This is a genomic window from Kaistia defluvii, from assembly GCF_040548815.1.
Classification (GTDB): domain Bacteria; phylum Pseudomonadota; class Alphaproteobacteria; order Rhizobiales; family Kaistiaceae; genus Kaistia; species Kaistia defluvii_A.
In genome coordinates this window covers 1-21,609 of record NZ_JBEPSM010000002.1, presented here as the reverse complement: position 1 = coordinate 21,609, position 21,609 = coordinate 1, and the positions used below count along the sequence as shown (strand labels likewise).

Sequence of the window (21,609 nt, the reverse complement as noted above, 5' to 3'; positions counted from 1 at the left end):
GGTCCTTTCAGGTCGCGGAGACGGCCGAGAGGCCAGCAAGGGGTGAGGGTCGGGCCGCTGTCAGCGGGAAATGGCAGGCAATCGAGCGACCGTCATCGTCCTTCGCCATGGGCGGAGATACCTTTCGGCAGACGTCCTGCGCATAGGGGCAGCGGGGATGAAAGGTGCAGCCGGATGGCGGATCGATCGGGCTCGGCACCTCGCCGGCCAGGGGCTGGCGGGCGCGATTGGGCGCTTCGAGATCGGGAATGGTGTCGATCAGCAGGCGCGTATAGGGGTGACGCGGATTGCGGAACAGCATCTCGGTCGGCGCCTGCTCGACGATCCGGCCGAGATACATGACCGCGATCTGGTCGGAGGCGTGCCGCACGACGGCGAGGTTGTGGCTGATCAGCAGATAAGTGAGGTCGAATTCGCGCTGCAAATCCATCATCAGATTGAGGATCTGAGCCTGCACCGAAACGTCGAGTGCCGAAGTCGGCTCGTCGCAGACGAGGAATTCCGGCTCGGTCGCCAGCGCGCGGGCGATCGATATGCGCTGGCGCTGGCCGCCCGAGAAGGAATGCGGATATTTCTCGCCGTCGCTGCGCGCAAGCCCGACGAGCCCGAGCAGTTCCGTGACGCGCGCCTGAACAGCAGCCGCGCCCCGGCGCAGGCCGAGCTCGCGGATCGGCTCGGCGATGATGTCCTTCACCCGCCAGCGCGGATTGAGGCAGGCATAGGGATCCTGGAAGATCATCTGCGCGCGCATGCGTCCATCCCGGCCGGCGCCATGCGCGAAATTCAGTTCGCCGCGTGTCGGGTGGTACAGCCCAACCGCAAGCCGCGCGATGGTCGACTTGCCGCAGCCGCTTTCGCCCACGATGGCGAAGGTGCTGCCGCGCGGCACGCTGAAGCTGACGCCGTCGACGGCCTTGAGGATGCGCTTCGGCTTCCGCTCGAGCACGCGCGTCAGCCAGGGCGCCGAGACATCGAACCAGCGCGCGAGGTCCTGCACTTCGAGGGCGGATTGGCTAGACATAGGAATGGCTCTCTCCCGCGCGCCAGCAGGCGACCTGGCTGTTACCGAAGGGCATGAGCTCCGGCCGCTCGTCGCATTTCAGAATCCGCTTGGGACAGCGCGGGGCGAAGGCGCAGCCCGAAGGCACCGCGCCCGGCCGCGGCATGGATCCGTCGATCTGCACCAGCCGCTCGCGCCGGCGGTTGAGGCTCGGAATCGAGCCGATCAGGCCGGCGGTATAGACATGCCGGGGCGAGCGCAGCACCTCCTCGATCGGTCCGATCTCGACCAGCCGCCCGGCATACATAACCGCGACCCGGTCGGCCGTGTCGGCAATGACACCCATGTCGTGGGTGACGAGCAGGATGGCGGTGCCGTGGTCGCGGCACATCTTCTTGAGCAGAGCGGTGATCTGCGCCTGGATCGAGACGTCGAGCGCCGTGGTCGGTTCGTCGGCGATGATCAGCTTGGGATCGGCGCAGACCGCCAGCGCGATCACGACGCGCTGCCGCATGCCGCCGGAGAACTGGTGCGGGTAGTGGTCGATGCGAACGTCAGGCGCGGGGATGCCGACCGCCTTGAGCAGGTCCAGCGCCCGGGCGCGGGCAGCGGCCTGCGACATCGGCAGATGCGTGAGGATGGTCTCTGTGATCTGGTCGCCGATGCGCATCAGCGGGTCGAGCGAGGTCAGCGGGTCCTGGAAGATCGCCGCGATCCGCCGGCCGCGCAGCTTGCGCATCTGGTTGGGCGGCAGATTGTCGATCCGCTTGCCCTCGAAGGCAATCTCGCCTTCCACGACATGGCCGGGCGGGTCGATCAGCCCGATGATGGCATTGCCGGAGAGGGATTTGCCCGCTCCGGACTCCCCCACCAACCCGAGGATTTCGCCCGGCGCCATGTCGAAGCTGACGCGGTCGAGCGCGCGCGAGCTGCCGCGGCGGGTGACGAATTCGACGCTCAGTCCGCGTACAGTCAGCAGCGGCGTAACGGAATTTCCGGCGGTAGCCTGGCGCGCCAGCGGCTGGTTCATCATGCGGCCTCGACCAGGGCTTCGCCGTCGCGCGCCACGATGCGGCCGCGCTTCAACACCAGCTTGCGCTCGGGCAGCGTGACGACGGCTTCGGTGAGCGTGCGACCCTCGACAACCACCAAGTCGGCGAAATCGCCGATTTCGAGACCGTAGTCCGGGAGGTCCATCACCTTGGCGCCGCCGAAGGTGCAGACATCCAGCGCCCGCTCGATCTCGACATCACGGCTCAGATAGTTGCGGTCGGCCAGGATCTGGGCGCGTTGCAGCATGTCGGCATTGCCATAGGGGTTCCAGAGATCGCGCATGCCGTCCGTGCCCGAGCAGAAGGCGATGCCGGCGTCGAGGCCGCGGATCAGGGGCGGTACCGGGACGCCCGCCGGACCCGTCGACATCAGCATCACGCCCGCCGCCGCGATATCGTCCAGCAACTGGCCGATACGAAGATAATCATTCATGCCGAGCGCAAAGGCATGGCTCACCGTCACCTTGCCGGCGAGGCCATGGACGCGGGTGCGCTCGAGGATCAAGCCGAAGGTGAACACACCAAGTTCGCCGGGCTCATGCAGGTGGATGTCGATCGGCTTGCCGTGCTTTACCGCGAGGTCGAAAACCACGTCGAGATGGCCCTTGGGGTCGAAATCGATCGCGCAGGGGTCGAGGCCGCCGACGACATCCGCGCCCTGCCGAAGGGCCTCGTCCATCAGTTCGATCGTGCCCTTGCGGATCATCATGCCCGATTGCGGGAAAGCGACGATCTGCAGGTCCATGACGTCGGCATAGCGGGCGCGCGTGGCGGCGACGCCTTCGAAGCCGGCGAGACCATAGGTGGTGTCGATGTCGACATGACTGCGGATCGCGGTCGTGCCGCGCGCGATCGACATCACCACCTGCCGCGCCGATTGCAGCGCCGGATCGAGGCCGAGCACGCCCTTCATCTCGCGTTCGTTGTCGATCTTGGAGCGGATGCTGGAGGCAACTCGGTTCTCGACCCAATCCATGCCGAGCAGGGTCTTGTCGAGATGGGTATGGGCTTCGATCAGTCCTGGCAGGAGCAGCGCGCCGCCACCGTCTTCCTCGGCAGCGCCATTGGCGGGAAGGTTTGGCCCGATGGCGGCGATGCGTCCTTCGGCGATGGCGATATCGATGGCCGCCTTGCCCAGAGGGCGGACGTTGCGGATGACGAGATCGGTCATGGTCTTCCTACTTCAGTTTGGGGTTTAGCGCGTCGCGCAGCCAGTCGCCGAGCAGGTTCACGGCCAGGATGATCAGGGTGAGCTGGAGGGCGGGGAACAGAACGATCCACCAGGTGCCCGAGAAGAAGAACTGGTTGCCGATGCGGATCAGCGTGCCCAGCGAAGGCTGGGCGCTCGGCATGCCGACACCCAGGAAAGAGAGCGTCGCCTCGGCCAGTACGGCGAGGCCCAGATTGAGGGTTGCCGTCACCAGCGCCGCGGTCAGCACGTTCGGCAGGATGTGGTGCAGGATGATCCGCCGACGCGGTACCTTGATGATCCGGGCGGCCAGCACATATTCCTTGCCGGCCTCGACCATGGTGGCGGCGCGGATCATGCGGGCATAGACGACCCAGCTCGTCAGCGAGAGCGCAACGACCAGGATCAGCGGGGCGGCCGTGTCGCGATAATCGACCGGCAGCATCCCGCGAAAGATCGCACTGATCAGGATGGCGACCAGCAGGGTCGGAATCGACATGACGGCATCGCCGATGCGCATCAGGAAATTGTCGAGCGCGCCGCCGACATAGCCGGCCATCAGTCCGACCAGCACGCCGATCGTCATCGACAGCGCGACGCTGGCCACGCCGATGATGAGCGAGATGCGCGACCCGTAGACGATGGCCGAGAGGATATCGCGGCCCTGCAGGTCGGTGCCCAGCAGATAGGGCATCTGTCCGCCCTCAATCCAGATCGGCGGCAGATTGGCCTTTTCGAGATAAAGCTGCGTGATGTCGAACGGGTTCTGCGGCATCAGCCACGCCGCGAAGAGCGAGGTGAAGGCGACGATCGCCAGAAGCGCCGCCGAGAGGATCGCCATCGGGCTGTGTCGGAAGCTCCAGATCAGGTCGCTGTCATAGAATGCCCAGAGGCGCTGCCGGAGGCTCGGACGCGCGGGGGAAAGTTCAGTGGCCATTGCCGCCTCCGCGCACCAGCTGATCGACGCGCGGATCGACCACGACATAGATCAGATCGACGATCAGGTTGATGGTGATGAAGATGCAGCAGACGATCATGAGATAGGCAGCCATGACCGGGATATCGACATACTGCACGGATTGAACGAACAGGAAGCCCATGCCGGGCCACTGGAAGACGATCTCGGTGACCAGGGTGAAGGCGATCAGGTCGCCGATCAGCATGCCGGTCATCGTCACGACCGGCATCATGCAGTTGCGCAGGCCGTGGCGAAAATAGATCGCGCGGGCCTTGAGGCCGCGAGCCTTGGCGAAGCGGATGAAATCGGTCCGTAGGACTTCGAGCATCTCCGCCGTCACCAGCCGCATGATGAACGAGATCTGGAACAGGGCCAGCGAGATCGACGGCATGACGAGGGCCGCACGGCCGCTGGGCGTCAGGAAGCCGGTGGTCCAGAAACCGAGATCCACGACCTTGCCGCGCCCGAAGGCAGGCAGCCATTTGAGTTCGATCGAAAAGACCAGGATCAGCAGGATGCCGATGACGAAGGCGGGCACCGAAACGCCGATCATCGAGATCAGGTGAAAGACGCGGGCCATGACCGTGCCACCGCGTATGGCGGCGAAGACGCCCAGCGGCAGGCCGATCAGGAGTGCCAGGATCGAGGAAACCAGCACCAGCTCGAAGGTGGCGGGAAAGCGCTCGGCGATCACCTCCATCACGGGCATCTGGTTGCGGTAGCTCATGCCGAACTCGCCGCGCGCGGCATTGAAGACGAATTTCGCAAACTGGACCGGGACGGGATCGTTCAGCCCGAGTCGCTCGGTGAGCTGGTCGCGCTCCTGCTGCGTGGCCTGGGGATTGAGCATCAGCTGAACGGGATCACCGAGGAACTTGAAGATGGTGAAGGCGAGCAGCGATACCGCCAGAATGACGAAGATGGCATTGGCCATGCGCTTGATGATGAGCAGCAGCAACGGCGTGTCTCCAGCGGAGTGAAGGACGTCGGCCCCTTAGGACGGGGCCGGACCGCCGCGCCGGGCGCGACGGTCCATCGATGCGGGGCGTGATCCCGAGCCTACTCGGCCATGCGGGTCAGCCAGTGGCGCGGCTTGTTGTCGGAGAGCTGCAGGACGCTCTCGATGTTGGCGCCGGTCGCCCAGGCCATGGGCTGCTGGTGGACGGGAATGAACATCGACAGCTCGTTGGCGCGCAGCAGGGCCTTCGCCTGCATGGCGAGACGCTCGTCGCGGTCGACGGTGGCGCCGGCCTTGTCGATCAGCGCGTCGATCTCGGCGTCTTTCCAGCCGCCCCAGTTGAACACGCCGGCATTGCCGGTCTTCGAGTGAACGACCTGAACCAGGATCGAATAGCTGTCGATCATCGGCTCATTGGCCCAGCCCAGCGTACCGACGTCGAACTGGCCGGCGTCGAACTTGGCGTCCTGGATGGTGGTCGGTCCGATGTTGAGGTTCGGACGGAGGCCGACGCGGGCCCACATGGCGGATACCGCCTGGCAGATCTGCTCCTCGTTGACGAACTCGGTGTTGCGGCAGAGGAAGGAGAAGGAGAAGCCGTTGGGATAGCCGGCTTCGGCCAGCAGCTTCTTGGCCAGTTCCGGATCGTAGCTCAGCCGCTTGTCGAGCTCGGGGACATAGCCCGGGATCGCCGGGGAGACGAGCGAACCGGTGGTGCGGGACAAGCCGGCCATCACGACCTTCTGGATCGCATCGGCGTCGATGGCGTGATAGAGCGCCTGGCGAACCTTGATGTCCTGCAGCGGGTTCTTGTCCGTCACGTCGGACTCAAACGCCTTGGGCGTCTGGTTCATTACGAAGAAGATGGTCCGCAGCTCGCTGTTCGACAGAACCTTGAGGTCGGACGAGGCTTCCAGCCGCGGGATATCCTGCAGCGGCGCCTGGTTGGTGAAGTCGATTTCACCCGAGATCAAGGCCGCGACGCGTGTCGCCGCCGAGGTGATCGGGGTCATGACGATGCGGTCGACATTGTGCTTGCGCTTGTCCCACCAGTTCGGATTGACCTCGAATACAGTCTCGGCGTCCGGCTTACGGGAGATGAACTTAAACGGCCCGGTGCCGTTAGCATGGCTGGTGGCATAGCCTTCGACGCCCTTGGCGACATCGGTCGGCGCCTCGGCCTTGTTGGCGACGAGCCAGCCCTGATCGAAGATGTGGATGTTGGTCAGGTCGTTGAGAAGCAGCGGATAGTTCTCGGTGACCACGATATCGACCGTGTAGTCATCGACCTTCTTCGACGAGACATAGGACGGCACGTTGCCGCGCAGCGGCGAGGTCGGATCGCTGACGCGCTTCAGCGAAGCGAGCACGTCGTCGGCGGTGAAATCGGCGCCGTCATGGTACTTCACGCCCTTGCGCAGGTGAAAGCGCCAGGTCGTCGGGTTGACGACTTCCCAGCTCTCGGCCAGCGCCGGCTCGATCTGCAGCTTGTCGTCATAGCGGACCAGCCCCTCATAGACGTGGTTCAGCACCGACAGGGTGAAGGTGTCGCCGAACGAGTAGGGATCCATCGAGACGATGTCGCGCTGCGGCGCCCATCGTAGCGTACCCGCATTGGCAGGGGCGATGAGCCCGCCTGCCAGTACCGCCGCCAGCGCGGCCGATCTCCAAGCAACCATTTCCGTCTCCTGATCTGAAAGGGAGTGTGTCTGTTCTTATTGGCCCCGCATGGGGCTGAAACGGTCCGGTGCGTTTCTCACCAGCCTGTATTTCGACGCTAACGCTATCGTGCACATTTCGACTGTCAACTGGGTACTGAAAATAAAATAATCGCGTACAAAAATTGATCAGAATGTATACAGAAACGCCATCCGCTCTCCTTGGCGTGCGCGCCACGGGGACCGGCCCAAAGGGCTGAGGCTCAAACTGAGGCCGGAACCTCTGGCGCTACTTGAGCGCTTGACAGTCCGACGGAATAACTCGTAACAGACTGTAAAGAAAGTTACCAGACGGTAGTTTGATGGAAATCGAAACTCTATCCGGCAGCCCCAGGCTGCTGCGGAATCTCAACGAACGCGCCGTCTTGAAGCGCCTTCTTGCCGAAGGGCCGCTGACGCGCATGGAGCTGGAAGCCTTTACCGGCCTCTCCAAGCCGGCGATGTCGGAGCTGCTGCGCCGCCTCGAGGCCGCCAGCCTGATCCGCCGCGACGGCGAGAAGGCGGGCAGTTTCGGGCCGAAGGCGGGCCTCTGGTGTATCGAGCCGGCGTCGGCCTTCGTCGGCGGCATCGACGTTTCGGTGCATGGCATCCGGGCCGCCGTCGCAGACGTCACGGGTCGTACGATTGCGGTTTCGGGCCGAAACTGCCAACCCGGCGAGCGCTATGACGCGCAGGAGCGCCTGGTCGCCGTGATCGATGACGTCGCTCGCCAGGCCGGCATCTCGCCGCTCGAGATCGACCAGCTGGTAGTGGGGCTGCCCGGCATTGTCGACACCGAAAGCGGCAATCTGCGCAAGGGCCAGCAACTGCCCAATTGGCAGGGCTTTCATATTCCCGAGGCGCTGGAAAGCGTGGTCGGCCATCGCCGCGTGATCATCGAGAACGACGTCAATCTCGTCGCGCTCGAGGAGATGTCGGCCGGCGCCGCGCAGGGCGTTCAGTCCTTCATCCTGTTCTGGATCGGCGATGGTGTTGGTGGCGCCGCGGTCGTCGGCGGCAAGCTTTTACGCGGCTACACCGGTATGGCCGGCGAACTGGGGGGCACGATGGTGCCCGACCGGATGGCCGCTCCCGGCGAGATGGTGCGGATGGCTTTGCTGGAGGACCTGCTCGGTCCCGCTTCCATCGAACGCCTGGTTGACGAGCATGGGCTGGAGGGCGACGGCAGCGCCGACGCTATTGCAAAGGCTGCGACCGGCAGCGGCCATGCCGCATTCTTTGCCGACCTGTCCTACCGCGTCGCGGCCGGACTTACCGGGGCCATCGGGATCCTCGATCCCGAAATGGTGGTGCTGGGCGGCGCGATCGGCCACGCCGCCGGCCGGCGCCTGTCCCGCGGCGTCATCAGCATCCTGAAGACATTGCCGATCGCCCTGCCGCAGATCGTCCCTTCGGCCGTCGGCGTCGATTCCGTCCGGGCCGGAGCCGTCGAACTGGCGCTCGACCATGCGCGGGAAAGGCTCTTTGCCGGCGGCAGCGCCGCGCGCGGCCAGCCCTGAGTTTCGTCCCCATTTCCATCCATACGGGCGCGCGAGGCGCCGCCTCTTTTGCGAGGATTTCCGCCGAAATGCCCTATCCGCTCAAGGTAATCGTGATCAAGGCCCACCCGGATGAGGCCGAGCTTTATGCGGGCGGGACCTGCGCGCGCCTGGCCGACAAGGGCGCCGCGGTCAAGTTCCTGTCGCTGACCAATGGCGATGCCGGCCACTATGAAATGGCGCGCAAGCCGTTGAAGCGTCGGCGCGCGCGCGAGGCCTATGCCGCGGCGCGCCATCTCGGCGTGCTCGACTACGAGATCCTCGATATTCACGACGGCGAGCTGATCTCCGATCTCGCGATCCGCAAGGCCATCATCGCCTCCGTCCGGCGCTGGCAGGCCGATCTCGTGATCACGTTTCATGACGAGCAGCCGGGCCATATCGACAATCGGATGGCGGGCCGGGCGGTCCGGGACGCCTCCGGCTTTTTCACCAATGGCAATGTCGTGCCGGCCTACCCGCCTTTGGCCGCCGCGCCGATCTGCCTGAAGATGACCGATTACGGCGCGCTCTCGACGCATCGGCATGAGGTCGTGGTGGATGTGGACGCCAGCATCGAGCGCAAGCTCAAGGCCTGCGGCGAGCACGCGACGCAGTTCTACGAATTCGCGCCCTTCGAGCGCGGCTTTCTCGATCGTGTCCCGGCCAGCGAAGACTGGGCGATCCGGCGGCAGTTCATCCTGACCCACTGGCACGAGTTCATGTCGGCCGACCCGATGCGGGAAGCGATGCTGGTCAAATATGGCCCGGAACGCGGCGCAGCGATCGCCTATGCCGAGAGCTTCCAACTCGCAGATTACGGACGCGAGACCAGCGCGACCGAGGTCCACGACATCCTGGGCATCTAGATGTCTTCAAGATGCACGCGCTGACGCTGTCCAAATAGCGGCCAGGGCCCTCCCCCCGATCCTTAGGCGCGCTTGCTCAGATGTTCACGGATCCGCGTTCGGTTGAGCTCATCCGAGACGCAACGATGCGCGGCATGCCGATCCATTTCGCCGAGGCCCTGGCGCGATCAACGGCTCAGACATTGCCTATTGTGGGGCGCGCGGCGGAGCGCTGACGCTCTTCGTAGGCGGCCCACATGTTCGGCTTTTTGGCGGGCTGCGCCAGTCCCGCTCGGAGCACTGTCCATATCCCGCCAAGCAGGTTCGCAATGATGGCGATGGCCGCTAGCCAGAGAAACAGAGTCCACATTCCATAGCTTCCCAAATGCATCAATGCCGTCAGGACCGCTAACTGTCTTGCTTCGTTCTGCGCGCCACAATCTGGAGCGTGCCCTCGGGTAGCGGGCGCTGCGGCGCCAATGCCTCGTTCGCCGGCGTCGCCATCCAGACATCGAACTCACACGGCGTTGCCAGAGTCCTGCTCTTTTATACCTACTTGACTGGGATGCTAAACTAACCGTCGGTCAGGCGTCCTATGGTGGTGAAAGATCATCACAGTGTTGCCGGCGGCATCAGGTACAGCGTCATCGCGAAGACCAGGTAGACCATCAGCACGAACACGCCGACGAACCAGGCCGAGCGCCCGGTGCTGGTCATCAGGAACGCGGTGATCGTCGCAATGAACACCATGATCACAGCGCCCGGCCAGAAGCGGAGATCCATCGGCGTCGGCCCGATGACATAGCTGAGCAGCACCAGCACCGGCGCGACGAACAGCGCGATCTGGGCGGCGCTGCCAAGCGCAATGCCGACGCTGAGATCCAACCGGTCCTTGCGCGCGCCGGCAAAGGCCGACGCCATTTCGGCCGCGCCGCCGACCAGCGCCACGACGATGAAGCCGACAAAGGCCGGCGTCATGCCGAAGGTCTTGGCCGCCTCCTGCACGGATTCGACAAACACCTCGCTGGTCAGCGCCACCAGCACCGTGACGCCGGCGAGCACGGCCAGCGCCAGCCCGGTCGGCCAGGTCGCCTCGCCGGCCTCGTGATGGGCCGCGCCGGCGAAGACTTCGCGATGCGTCCAGAGCGAGAACAGCAGGCCGAGCGCATAGGTGCCGATCAGCAGCACGGACAGGCCGACGCTCAATTGCTGGGTGAAGGCAGTCTGCGGCGACTCCGCATCGACGATCGCCGACGGGGTCATGATCGCGATCGTCGCCAGGAACAGCAGGCAGGTCTGCAGGCGCGCACCATGCCGGTTGAATTCCTGCGTGTGGTATTTGAGGCCGCCGAGCAGGAATGATGCGCCGAGCATGAACAGCGAATTGGCGACGATCGCCCCGGCGACCGAGGCCTTGACGAGCGTGTACTCGCCGGCCTTGAGCGCCGCGAGCGCGATGATCAGTTCGGTCAGGTTGCCGAGCGTGGCATTGAGCAGGCCCCCGACGGCATCCCCCGTCTTGGTCGCGACCGATTCGGTCGCGGAACTGAGCAGCGTCGCCAGCGGCACGATCGCCAGGATCGACAGCACGAAAAGCAGCGTATGCGCTTCCGGCCAAAGCTTCGCCGCGACGAAGACGATCGGCACGAACACCAGCAGCCAGAGGATGGGATTGGAACGGATTTCCTTGAGCAAGAGGGTCATTGCACGGTCACGCCTCCCTGTTCCATGGCTCAGTCATTCTGGTTGGAGTCCAGCTCCGTCGCGCGGAGCGCCTGGACGCTGACGGCCGCGACGAGCCCGGTCAGCACGATGCCGAACACCCCGATTCCGACCGCCAGCAATCGCGCCGAAAGATGCTTGGGAGACAGGTCGCCATAGCCGATGGTCAGGCCAGTGACGAAGGTAAAATAGAGCGATTCATCGAGGCGCCATCCTTCGATCCGGCCGGCGACAATCCCGAGGCCGGCCATCGCCAGAAGGATGCCGGAGAAGATCGGCCAGAGAACCTGGACCTGCCGCCAGAGGGCGATGAAGAAGAGACGCCGCATATGGGGCGACCGCCGCACCTTCGCCTTGCCGGGGAGTCTCATACGCATGACGCGGCCTCCAGCCTCGCTGGCACGCGAGGAATCGGGATCGAGCGACCCAACCTGCTTTCACCGGGCTCAACTGGCGATGATCCCGACGATCACCGTGCCCCATGTCGTCAGCAGGATGTGACCGATCGGCACCGCCGGGGTATAGCCGAGCACGGCGACCGGGCTGCCGGACCGTTCCTGGACCGCCGCCATGCCGGCCGTCATGGTCTGCGCTCCGGCGAGGCCGCCGAGCAGCAGGATCGGGTTCATGCGCAGCAGATAGCGCCCGACATAGAGCCCGACGAACATCGGCATCAGCGTCACGACCATGCCGCCGAACAGCAGGCCGATGCCGGCTTCGGCAAGCGCGGAGGCGAAGACCGGCCCGGCATGCAGCCCGGTCATCGCCACGAAGGCAGCAAGACCCAGCGCCGTCATCAGCGAGACGGCGGCATCCGGTATGCGGCCGAACAGGGGGAAGCGCGTCCGCAGATGCCCGACCACCAGCCCGGCCAGAAGCGTGCCGACGCTGGTGCTGAGCGAGATGCGGAGGTCGCCGATCGGGAAGGCCACCAGGACGCCGACCAGACCGCCGAGGAAGATCGCGAGGCCGAGCACGACAAAATCCGTGGTCGTCGTCGGCACGATGACGACGCCGATCTGCTTGGCGGCTTCGGCGACGACGGGCTCCGGCCCGATCAGGCGCAGGATGTCGCCGCGTTCCAGGGTCACGCCCGGTCCGAGCGGAATCTCCTGGCCTCCACGGGTGATGCCGCCCAGATAGAGGCTCCGCGCCCATGCCGCCTGCGCGACGCCATCTATGCTGCGGCCAGCCAGTTTCCGGTTGGTCAGCAGCACCTCGGCGGCCGCGACCGGGATATCGAGCAGTTCGCGATCCTCGACCTCCTCGGCGCGCGGGTCGACGATGTCGACCAGCACTTCCCGGCGGCCCGATACGGCGATCACGTCGCCGACCTCGAACTTCAGATCCGGCCCCGCCTCCAGGATCGCGCCGCCGCGCCGCACGCGCTGGATGAAAAGGCGGTGTTCGGGGAATTTCGCCTCGGCCGCCTGCCGCGACAAGCCGACGATCGGCGCGCCCTCGGCGACGCGATAGGCGCGCAGTTCGAACCGGTGCCAGGCCGAGGCGACCCCGGCATGGGTGCGCTTGATGCCGAGCTCCTGCTCCAGCTTGAGCGCTTCGGCCTTTAGATCGATGCCGAGCAGTTTCGGCCCGACCACGCTGCAAAACAGGATGACGCCGATCGCGCCGAAGATGTAGCAGACCGCATCGGCCACCGCGATATGCGCGACCAGCCGCGCACGCTCCAGTTCCGGCAGCGGCAGCGCGTTGATCGCCTCCGTCGCCGTGCCCATAGCCGGGCTCTCGGTGAGCGAGCCGGAGACGAGGCCCGCGGCAAAGCCTGGATCGAGGCCAAGGATCTTCGCGACCGCGATCGCGGTCAGGAGGCCCGTGACGCAGACGACCACCGCCAGCACGACCGGCTTCATTCCGTCACGCTTCAGGGCCTGCAGGAATTGCGGCCCCACAGAATAGCCGATCCCGAACAGGAACAGCAGGAACAGGAAGGACTTCGCCATGGCCGAGACCGGCACCTCGGCAAACTGGCCTATCAGGATCCCGGCGAACAGCGACCCCGTGACTGGCCCGAGGCCGAAGCCGCCGACCTTGAACCCACCGATCCAGTAGCCGAGGCTGATGGCGAAGAAGACCGCCAACTCGGGATATCTGACCAGGAACTGCTCGAGCCAAACCATGACGGAACCTTCACCACATGTTCGGTCCTGACCGTCGCACCGCCGCGGAACCAGCGGCGCGAAATCAGCGTTCCGCCCTGGCCCGGCGTTTCGCCTTGGCCAGCACGGCCTCGGGCTTTACCAGCTTCAGGCCCCTCGCCTTCTCGTAGCCATGGATTTCCTTCACATCGAGCTTGCGCATGAAGTCGATCGTCTCCTGCGTCAGGACCTGGCCCGGCACCATGATCGGGAAGCCCGGCGGATAGGGAATGACGAAATTGGCCGAGACCATTTCCGGCCCCTCGCGCAGCCGCTTGTCGCACTCGGCGCCGTTAAGCGGCACATATTCGCAGATAGAGGCGTCATAGGCGTTGAAGAAGGCCGCGCGCATGTCGCCCTCTGGCGTGGCCTTGCCGGCATCGCCGCGATAGATCTCGTGGAAATGGCTGAAGTTCGGAAGGTCCGGCACGTCGGTCATCAGCGACTTGACCCGCCCCGCGAAGGCAGCTCGCTCGCCCTCGCCACCATCGGCCAGGCGCTTTTCGATACCGCGGCAGATCTCGACCAGAACCCGGATCAGATGCGCAACATCGCTGCGCGTGTTGTTGATGTTTGACTGCAGGAGCACGCTGTTGCGGGACGTCTTGTTGAGCTGGATGTCGTAGTCATTCGCGAGCAGGCCCTTGAACTGGGTGCCATCGAAGCCGGCGGTGCCACAGACCAGCGTCATGCGCGTCGGGTCGAGATAGAACTCGTCCTCGCGCATCGCCTTCAGCACCGTGCCCCAGGTCGATCCCGCTGCCAGGTAGTCCTGGAAACCCGATTGCCGGTACGCCGCGGGAATCATCTCGTCAGCGCCAAGCACGCGAAAATACTTCGAGATCAATGGATGGGAATTGACCGCCCGACGGATCTTCAGCGCGATTTCGATCGCGTTCATCACCAGCCCGTAGCCTTCCAGCTCCATCTGCCGGCGCGCCACGTCGAGGCTGGCGATCAACTGCTGGTTGGGGCTGGTCGAGGCGTGGGTAAACACGGCCTCGTGGAACTGCGCCTCGACGGTGTGGAAATCGACATCCTTGACCAGAAGCATCGAGCCCTGCCGGATGGCCGACATCGATTTGTGCGTGGAATTGGTCTGGTAGACGCGAAGCCGCACCCGGCTCGGATCGGGTATCAGGTGGGTGGCGAGGAGCGTCTCGTCGGATGGATTGTCGCCGAGTTCGGCGCGCTGCTTCTCATAGGCATCGACGGACGACGGATCGCGCAGCCAGTCCTCCAGATCCGCCGCCGCGCCCATGGCCGTGCGCGGACGCAGGAAGGGCGAGAAACGGGCAAAGCCGGACCAAGCCTCGTCCCACAGGAAGATCAGGTCGGGCTTGATCGCGAGGCATTCCTCCATCACCCGCCGGACATTGTACATGTGTCCGTCGAAGGTGCAGTTGGTCAGGTCGAGCAGCTTCAGCCGGTCGAGGCGCCCCTCGGCCTTGAGCGCCAGCAGCGCGCGCTTGATGGTCGCGAGCGGCACCGCGCCATACATCGAATATTCCGTCATCGGAAAGGCTTCGACGTAATAGGGCTGCGCCCCGGTCAACACCATGCCGTAATGGTGGGACTTGTGGCAGTTGCGGTCGACCACGGCGATGTCGCCGGGCGCCAGCAGCGCCTGCACCGCCATCTTGTTTGAAGTCGACGTGCCGTTGGTCACGAAAAACACATGGTCGGCGCCGAAGGCGCGGGCCGCCATCTCCTGCGCGCGCTTGATGTTGCCGGTCGGCTCCAAAAGGCTGTCGAGCCCGCCGGTCGTCGCGCTGCTTTCGGCCAGGAACAGGTTGAGGCCATAGAACTCGCCGAGATCGCGGATCCAGTCGGATTTGAACACCGACTTGCCGCGGGCAATCGGCAGTGCGTGGAACGTCCCGATCGGCCGCCGAGCGTATTTCTTGAGATTGTCGAAGAACGGCGTCTCGAACCGGTCCTGCACGCCTTCGAGGATGGCGAGATGCAATTCGAGCGGTTCCTCGACCGCATAGAAGATGCGTCGTACCGAATCCGCTGCCGGGTCGCCGGCGATGGTTTCCACCTGGCGGTCCGACAGCAGATAGACATCGAGTTCGGGCCGCACCCGCTTGAGCGTTCGCGACAGGCGCAGAGCCGACAGGTCGGGTCCCTCTGTCTCGCCTAACGGATCCAGCACCGAGCGGAGCACGGGCGCATCATGACGCGAGCGATACGGGAAGCCCTCCGCCAACACGACGGAGATGATGTCGGGGTTGAGGGCCACGGCGCAGAGCGCATCTTCGAACGAGCCGGCGAGCACCGGTTCGTAGATGAATGCGTCTTCCGGCCGGCGCAGCCTACGGATCTCCGCCGCAAAGGCCGGCCAGCGCGCGGCTGGCTGGCTGTTGACGAACAATACCTCGAAATAGGGCCGGCGTAGGCCAGTCTCGCCGGTCGCGGGCGGCAGGACGTCGGCCACCTCGCCCGCCGCCATCTCGTCATGGACGTCCCATTCGCCGGCGCGATCGCGATAGGCATGGGTCAGCAAGCCGTTGGAAATCCGGCGAGCCAGCTTGGCCGTGCCGCCGGCATCGTTGGTGGCGATGCGCTCCGCCAGCGTGGCCAGCAAACGCCCGCCGGGATAGGCGTGGAACTCCTCCACCACCGCCAAGTCGGCCAGGGCCGCCTCCAGCGGAGCTCGCTCGCCATGACCGCCCGCCCATGCATCCGCGAGCCTGGTGATCTCGCGCCAGTTGTCGGCGCGGGCCGAATGAATGAGAAGGAATTGGTCGATCCGTGCGGTCTTGCCTGCCATGATGCGCCACCCCAATGTTGCTCGCGCGTCAGCATGCTCACGCCGACGTCATCAAGATTTCCAAACGCTACGATTGCTTGCCTTCGCTGGCCGCCCAACCGGCAGCCAGGATTCGCCATGGCAAGCCTGGCCTCGGCCGAAAACGTCGACTTTGTTGGTTAGGCCAGCAACATCACCAGCACCATTCCCCAGATCGTCAGCAGCGTGTTGCCGACCGCATAGGTAACGGTATAGCCAAGCCCCGGGATGGTGCTCTTGGCACGGTCATTGATCATGCCGAGCGCGGCCGTCGTGGTGCGCGCGCCGGAACAGCATCCCAGCAGAATAGCCGGATGGAACTTGAACACGTATCGGCCGACATACATTGCCAGCAGCAGCGGCACCGTCGTCGCGAAGATGCCCCAGAGAAACAGGCTGAAGCCGAGCTGCTGCAGGCCGGCGACGAAGCCCGGTCCTGACGAGATACCAACCACGGCGATGAACATGTTGAGGCCGACCGAGTTCATGAACCAGACGGTGGAGGACGGGATGCGGCCAAAGGTCGGGTGTACGGAGCGCAGCCAGCCGAAAAACAGGCCGGAGATCAGCGCGCCGCCCGACGTGGAGAGGGTCAGCGGCACGCTGCCGATCTTGTAGACGAGCGCGCCGATCAGCGCGCCGATCGCGATCGCGGCGCCGATGAAGGCCACGTCGGCGATATCGCTCGGACGATCGGCAACGCCCAGCGCCTTCGCCGCCGCGGTCGTGTCCGGCGTCCGGCCGACGATGGTGAGGATGTCGCCGCGGTTGATCTTGGTATTGGGCAGGATCGGTATTTCGGTCGCGGTGGCACCGCGGGCGATCTTGCGCAGGAACACGCCGCGCGCCGTCGGCCATTGCGCCAACTCGGCCAAAGTCTTGCCATCAGCCTGTTTGTTGGTCACCAGCACGTCAACGCCTTCGATCGGAACGGCCAGCAGTTCGCGATCGTCCACCTCGTCGGCTACGGGCCCGAGCAGGCTAACCAGAATGTCGCGCCGTCCCGCCACGGCGACGATGTCGCCGGCCTGGATCACGGTTTCCGACGTCGCATCCTCGATCCTGCCGCTGCGCCGGATGCGCTCGATGAACAGGCGGTTGTCGGGAACCATTGATTCGGCTTCCCGCGCTGTCAGCCCCACGACGGGGCCGCCCTCGCGCACCTTGTAGGCGCGCAGTTCATAGTGATGCCAGGCCGTGCCTGCACCGCCCTGCTGCCTGTTGCCGCCGTGCTCGGCCTCGTAACGCTTGCATTCCGCCTCGAGGTCAATGCGAAGCAGCGCCGGGCCGACCAGCGCCAGCACGATCGCGGAGCCGACCGTGCCGAAGATATAGGTCACCGCATAGGCAACCGGCATGCCGTCGAGGAGGCGCTTGGTCTCTTCCGGCGGCAGTCCCAGCCGATTGATCGCATCCGTCGCGAGACCCATCGACGCCGATATGGTCTGGGAGCCTGCATACAGGCCAACCGCCGAACCGACGTCGTACCCTGCCAGTTTCGCCGCGACGAACGGCGCCGCCAGGCAAAAGAAACAGACAACAACGGCGAACAGGGCCTGCGGAATGCCGTCTTTCGCGATTCCGCGAACGAATTGCGGGCCGACGCCGTAGCCGATCGCAAACAGGAACAGCAGGAAGAACGTGGCCTTCAACGGCGGAGAAATCGTTATGCCGAGCTGGCCTATGATCACCGCAGCGATCAGGGTAGCGGTGACGGCGCCCAATCCCAGCCCCTTGAAAGTAAAGGAACCGAAGTAATATCCAAGTGCCAGCGAAATGAATAATGCGATCTCTGGATATGTGCGAAGTGTGTTCGCAAACCAGTCAAACATAGCGGCATTCCCCCTATGGATCCGAGAGGTCAGCAACAAATATGCACTGGAGATGATCTAAAGCGCGGCAGACATTACTCCCTTGCAGGATTCTTTCAAGGTGTTAATATAAAAATAGCGGCGTGGAACGGCAGTAAATTTGCTTGTTGTCGCATCCCGCCACCCCTAACAGCAGCGCATACATGGCGAACGCCATGAAAATGATCGGCATATGTTTCAGTTTTCGTAAGGTAATACTGGAATGATAGCCTGCCGAATTGTGATGTCGCGTTCCTGGCGTGAGATGAATGGCCTGGAACAGGGCGATCTCAGTCTATCGATAAATCCGGATCTATGCGTGCGCGCCCCGGCGGACACGCTGCTGCATCGGCTGCATATTGTGTTAAACTTTCGCGCGAACCTCGCAATAGCTTTAGCTAGACATCTTGCAAATGCCCGATCCAGGCAAGATGACGCAGCGCATAGGCGTGGCCGCCGGTTTCGACAAAGCCTTCATTTCATTTTAACTCCATGCATTTCCTGCTTCGCGCCACCGCGAGATGACTCCGGCGTTTTGCCGGATCGCATGTTCTTCGCGCGAACCGGTATCCACTTCGCTCGAAACAATATCGGCACACCCTTTCCGCTGCCGCTCCAATGAGGCGGACGACATTACTGCAGCTCCAATAGAACGGGGATGGAAGCCATGCGAATGAAACATCGGGCACGAAAAGCGGCGACGATGCTTACGCTTGGCGCGCTGACCTCGACAGCGCTGGCCTGTGCGGCGCCAGCGTTCGCCTCCGATGCCGAGGCCGCGAAGGCCGCTACGCCCGCCCCCACGCCAGAGACATGGATTCCAAAGCTGCGCGCCGGTGACGCCGGCAGCTACCTCGAGCTCTACGGGCAGATCAACAAGGGCTTGCTGATCTTCGACGATGGCGGCTCGACGCTGGGCTACGGCCCGGTCGACAACGGCAATTCGTCGACCCGTGCCGGCCTGCGGCTCTATGGCCGCGTCGATGAGGACTGGGGCATCGGCGGCAATCTCGAATGGGAATGGACGCCCTACTCGACCAACTACGTCAACCAGCTCAACCGCGGCGACTATGACTGGGACTCCAACCTGCTGCGCAAGGCGGAGTTCTTTATGGAATCAAAGACCTACGGAAAGCTCTGGCTCGGCCAGGGCAGCATGGCGTCCGATTCCTCGGCCGAGGTCGATCTTTCCGGCACGACGGTCGTCGGCTACGCCCTGGTATCCGACATGGCCGGCGGTCCGTTCTTCCGGTTCTCCGACGGGACGCTGTCCTCAGTGCAGGTCAAGGACGCGTTTACCGACTATGACGGCGTCGGCCGCAAGCTGCGCGCCCGCTACGACACGCCGCAATTCGCCGGCTTCAGCCTGTCGACCTCTGTCGGCACGCAGGTCGTACCGGAGACGACGGATGTCACGGTTTGGGATGTCGCCGCGCGCTACGACAAAACCATCAACGACTTCAAGATCTCCGGCGCGCTGGCCTATTCCCAGCCGGCCTCCGACCAGTCGCTGATCGATGGCTCGATATCGATCCTGCACCAGCCGTCCGGACTCAGCCTGACAGTGGCCGCCGCCTATTCGGACGAAGAAGTGGTGGATGGCCGCTACGGCTATTTCAAGCTCGGATACCAGACCAATATCTTTGAGGTGGGCAAGACCGCCTTTTCCGTCGATGCCTATTTCGGCGAAGACATCGACGCCGCCGACAGCAGCAGCGAGTCGTTCGGCTTCCAGGTCGTGCAAAATCTCGACTACCTGCAGACGGAACTCTACCTCGGCGGCCGGTCCTATTCCTATGACGAGCCTGGCAACAACCTCGACAAAAGCTACGCGGTTCTCGCGGGAGCCCGGCTGAAGTTCTGACGCGCCGCGAATTTCATGCAGATTGCTCGGGCTTCGACCCTGAGCGACGGAAGAGAGGCGAAGCGGGCAATCACGCCCGCTCAGTATTCTGGGAGCGCATCATGACGATCGACTACCGGGAATATGAGAAGATGAGCCCGTTCGAGATCAAGGACGGTCTGATCAAGCTTGCCAAACAGAGCGCCAAGAAGTCGGCGCATGCCCTGCTGAACGCCGGTCGCGGCAATCCGAACTGGGTAGCAACCGCCCCACGCGAAGGCTTCTTCCTGTTCGGCCAGTTCGCTCTGACCGAATGCCGCCGCTCAATGGACGATCCGAAGGCCGGTCTGGCCGGCATGCCGCAGATGCCCGGCATCGCCGGTCGACTTTCAGCCTGGCTGGAGAAGCACGCTGACATGCCCGGCGCCGATTTTCTGACGCGGCTGGTCGATCATGGCGTCAAGGTGCTCGGCTTCGACGCCGACGCCTTCGTATTCGAGCTGGCAGACTCGATCATCGGCGACAATTACCCCGTGCCGGACCGGATGCTGGTCCATGCCGAGAAGGTCGCGCACCGCTACCTGATGTGGGCGATGTGCGGCGATAATCCGCCCGCGGGCAAGTACGACCTCTATGCCGTCGAGGGCGGCACGGCGGCGATGTGCTACATCTTCAAATCGCTGATGGCCAACCGCATCCTGAAGAAGGGCGACACGATCGCGATCGGCACGCCGATCTTCACGCCCTATATCGAGATCGCCGAGCTCGAAGACTATGCCTTCGACGCGGTGCACATCAAGGCGACGCAGGAGAACCGCTTCCAGTATTCAGACGAGGAGATCGAGAAGCTCGCGGACCCCAAGATCAAGGCGTTCTTCGTCGTCAATCCCGGCAACCCTACCTCGATGGCAATCGACCCGCCGACGATGAAAAAGCTCGTCGCCTTCGTAAAGACCAGGCGCCCGGACCTCATTCTCCTGACCGATGACGTCTATGGCACGTTCGTGAACGGCTTCCGTTCGCTGATGGCCGAGCTGCCGCACAACACGATCGGCGTGTATTCCTATTCGAAATATTTCGGCTGCACCGGCTGGCGCCTTGGCGTCATCGCGCTGCACGAGCAGAACATCCTCGACGACATGCTGGCCAAGCTTCCCGCCAAGGAACTGGAGGCGCTCGACAATCGCTACATCTCGATCACGCTGGAGCCGCGCAAACTGAAGATGATCGACCGGATCGTCGCCGACAGCCGCGACGTGGCGCTCAATCACACCGCCGGCCTGTCGCTCCCGCAGCAGGTGATGATGACAATGTTCTCGATGAGCGAACTGATGGACAGCGAGAAGGTCTATCAGAAGGCTTGCATGGCGATCTGCGCCAACCGCGTCAACAGCCTGCTGGAAGGACTGCCATTGGATCTGCAACCCAATGCTAATTTCGCCGGCTATTATGGCACGATCGACTTCGAGTTCTGGCTGCGCCGATACCAAGGCGAGGAAATGGTGACCTGGCTCAAGGCGAACGTGCATCCGCTCGATCTCGTCTACCGGCTAGCCGAAGATCACTCGATCGTGCTTCTGAACGGCGGCGGATTCGAGGCGCCGAATTGGAGCGTCCGCGTCTCCTTCGCCAACCTTCCCGACGATGTCTATGACGATATCGGCCGCGCCGTCCGAGCGGTCGGGCGTAGTTATGTCGATACTTTCCAAGCGCTGCAGAAAAAGTAACGCTCGACGGTCAGTAGCTGCTCCGAGCACGGGAGCCTACCTGCGGAGTAGTCCAGCTGGGAATATAAGAACAGGAGGGGATGACAAATTCCCCTCCTTGCAACCGACTGCCGGGTAGCCGTTTGAAGGCCAGCATCAGCAGGGCCGTTCCAGTCGCAGGACTTCAGGAGGCGAGGAAATTCGATGGACGATAAAATTCACCCGGTGGCGATCGAACACCTGCCGTTTTTCATAACCGCGCCGGGCCAGACGGACATCCTCTTCAACGTGATGGTCG

15 protein-coding genes are annotated in these 21,609 nt (G+C 63.8%); 4 read left to right on the top strand and 11 right to left on the bottom strand.

From position 1 onward, the window contains the following. Positions 1 to 7 precede the first annotated feature (7 nt). From ABIE08_RS13125 to ABIE08_RS13100, 6 genes are all read right to left on the bottom strand, one after another. A complete protein-coding gene (locus ABIE08_RS13125) occupies positions 8 to 1,021 on the bottom strand; it encodes an ABC transporter ATP-binding protein (RefSeq protein WP_354551718.1) in 1,014 nt (337 codons plus the stop codon). Beyond that, a complete protein-coding gene (locus tag ABIE08_RS13120; protein ID WP_354551717.1) occupies positions 1,014 to 2,033 on the bottom strand; it encodes an ABC transporter ATP-binding protein in 1,020 nt (339 codons plus the stop codon). The genes ABIE08_RS13125 and ABIE08_RS13120 overlap by 8 nt, the downstream gene beginning before the upstream one ends. Continuing rightward, a complete protein-coding gene (locus ABIE08_RS13115) occupies positions 2,030 to 3,223 on the bottom strand; it encodes an amidohydrolase family protein (RefSeq protein WP_354551716.1) in 1,194 nt (397 codons plus the stop codon). The genes ABIE08_RS13120 and ABIE08_RS13115 overlap by 4 nt, the downstream gene beginning before the upstream one ends. A gap of 7 nt (positions 3,224 to 3,230) precedes the next feature. Continuing rightward, positions 3,231 to 4,178, bottom strand: coding sequence for an ABC transporter permease (locus tag ABIE08_RS13110; RefSeq protein WP_354551714.1), 948 nt, complete (start codon positions 4,176 to 4,178; stop codon positions 3,231 to 3,233). Beyond that, positions 4,168 to 5,157, bottom strand: a complete 990-nt coding sequence (locus ABIE08_RS13105) for an ABC transporter permease (RefSeq protein ID WP_354551713.1) — start codon at positions 5,155 to 5,157, stop codon at positions 4,168 to 4,170. The genes ABIE08_RS13110 and ABIE08_RS13105 overlap by 11 nt, the downstream gene beginning before the upstream one ends. A gap of 101 nt (positions 5,158 to 5,258) precedes the next feature. Continuing rightward, complete coding sequence (locus ABIE08_RS13100; RefSeq protein WP_354551712.1) at positions 5,259 to 6,836, bottom strand: ABC transporter substrate-binding protein; 1,578 nt, start codon at positions 6,834 to 6,836, stop codon at positions 5,259 to 5,261. 404 nt (positions 6,837 to 7,240) lie between these two features. Between ABIE08_RS13100 and ABIE08_RS13095 the strand changes: the two genes are divergently transcribed. Both ABIE08_RS13095 and ABIE08_RS13090 read left to right on the top strand, forming a co-directional pair. Further along, positions 7,241 to 8,374, top strand: coding sequence for an ROK family transcriptional regulator (locus ABIE08_RS13095; protein WP_354551710.1), 1,134 nt, complete (start codon positions 7,241 to 7,243; stop codon positions 8,372 to 8,374). Positions 8,375 to 8,442: 68 nt separating this feature from the next. Continuing rightward, positions 8,443 to 9,261: a PIG-L deacetylase family protein gene (locus ABIE08_RS13090; RefSeq protein ID WP_354551709.1), complete on the top strand. Its 819-nt coding sequence runs from the start codon at positions 8,443 to 8,445 to the stop codon at positions 9,259 to 9,261. Between the two features lie 591 nt (positions 9,262 to 9,852). Here the strand turns inward: ABIE08_RS13090 and cax are convergent. From cax to aspT (ABIE08_RS13065), 5 genes are all read right to left on the bottom strand, one after another. Then, entirely contained in the window at positions 9,853 to 10,944 is a 1,092-nt protein-coding gene (gene cax, locus ABIE08_RS13085; RefSeq protein ID WP_354551708.1) for a calcium/proton exchanger, read from the bottom strand. A 29-nt stretch (positions 10,945 to 10,973) separates the two neighbouring features. Then, positions 10,974 to 11,339, bottom strand: a complete 366-nt coding sequence (locus ABIE08_RS13080) for a potassium channel family protein (RefSeq protein WP_354551706.1) — start codon at positions 11,337 to 11,339, stop codon at positions 10,974 to 10,976. Between the two features lie 69 nt (positions 11,340 to 11,408). Beyond that, the gene (gene aspT / locus ABIE08_RS13075; RefSeq protein ID WP_354551705.1) at positions 11,409 to 13,100 is read right to left on the bottom strand and encodes an aspartate-alanine antiporter; all 1,692 of its coding nucleotides are present in this window, start codon (positions 13,098 to 13,100) and stop codon (positions 11,409 to 11,411) included. Between the two features lie 64 nt (positions 13,101 to 13,164). After that, the gene (locus ABIE08_RS13070) at positions 13,165 to 15,894 is read right to left on the bottom strand and encodes a decarboxylase (protein ID WP_354551704.1); all 2,730 of its coding nucleotides are present in this window, start codon (positions 15,892 to 15,894) and stop codon (positions 13,165 to 13,167) included. 158 nt (positions 15,895 to 16,052) lie between these two features. After that, positions 16,053 to 17,744 carry an aspartate-alanine antiporter gene (gene aspT / locus ABIE08_RS13065; protein ID WP_354551703.1) on the bottom strand — a complete coding sequence of 564 codons (1,692 nt, stop codon included), beginning with the start codon at positions 17,742 to 17,744 and terminating at the stop codon, positions 16,053 to 16,055. A 721-nt stretch (positions 17,745 to 18,465) separates the two neighbouring features. Between aspT (ABIE08_RS13065) and ABIE08_RS13060 the strand changes: the two genes are divergently transcribed. Both ABIE08_RS13060 and ABIE08_RS13055 read left to right on the top strand, forming a co-directional pair. Continuing rightward, on the top strand, positions 18,466 to 19,626 hold the full coding sequence (locus tag ABIE08_RS13060; RefSeq protein ID WP_354551701.1) for a porin: 1,161 nt from the start codon (positions 18,466 to 18,468) through the stop codon (positions 19,624 to 19,626). A gap of 101 nt (positions 19,627 to 19,727) precedes the next feature. Next, positions 19,728 to 21,332, top strand: a complete 1,605-nt coding sequence (locus ABIE08_RS13055) for a bifunctional aspartate transaminase/aspartate 4-decarboxylase (RefSeq protein WP_354551700.1) — start codon at positions 19,728 to 19,730, stop codon at positions 21,330 to 21,332. The last annotated feature ends 277 nt before the right edge of the window (positions 21,333 to 21,609 follow it).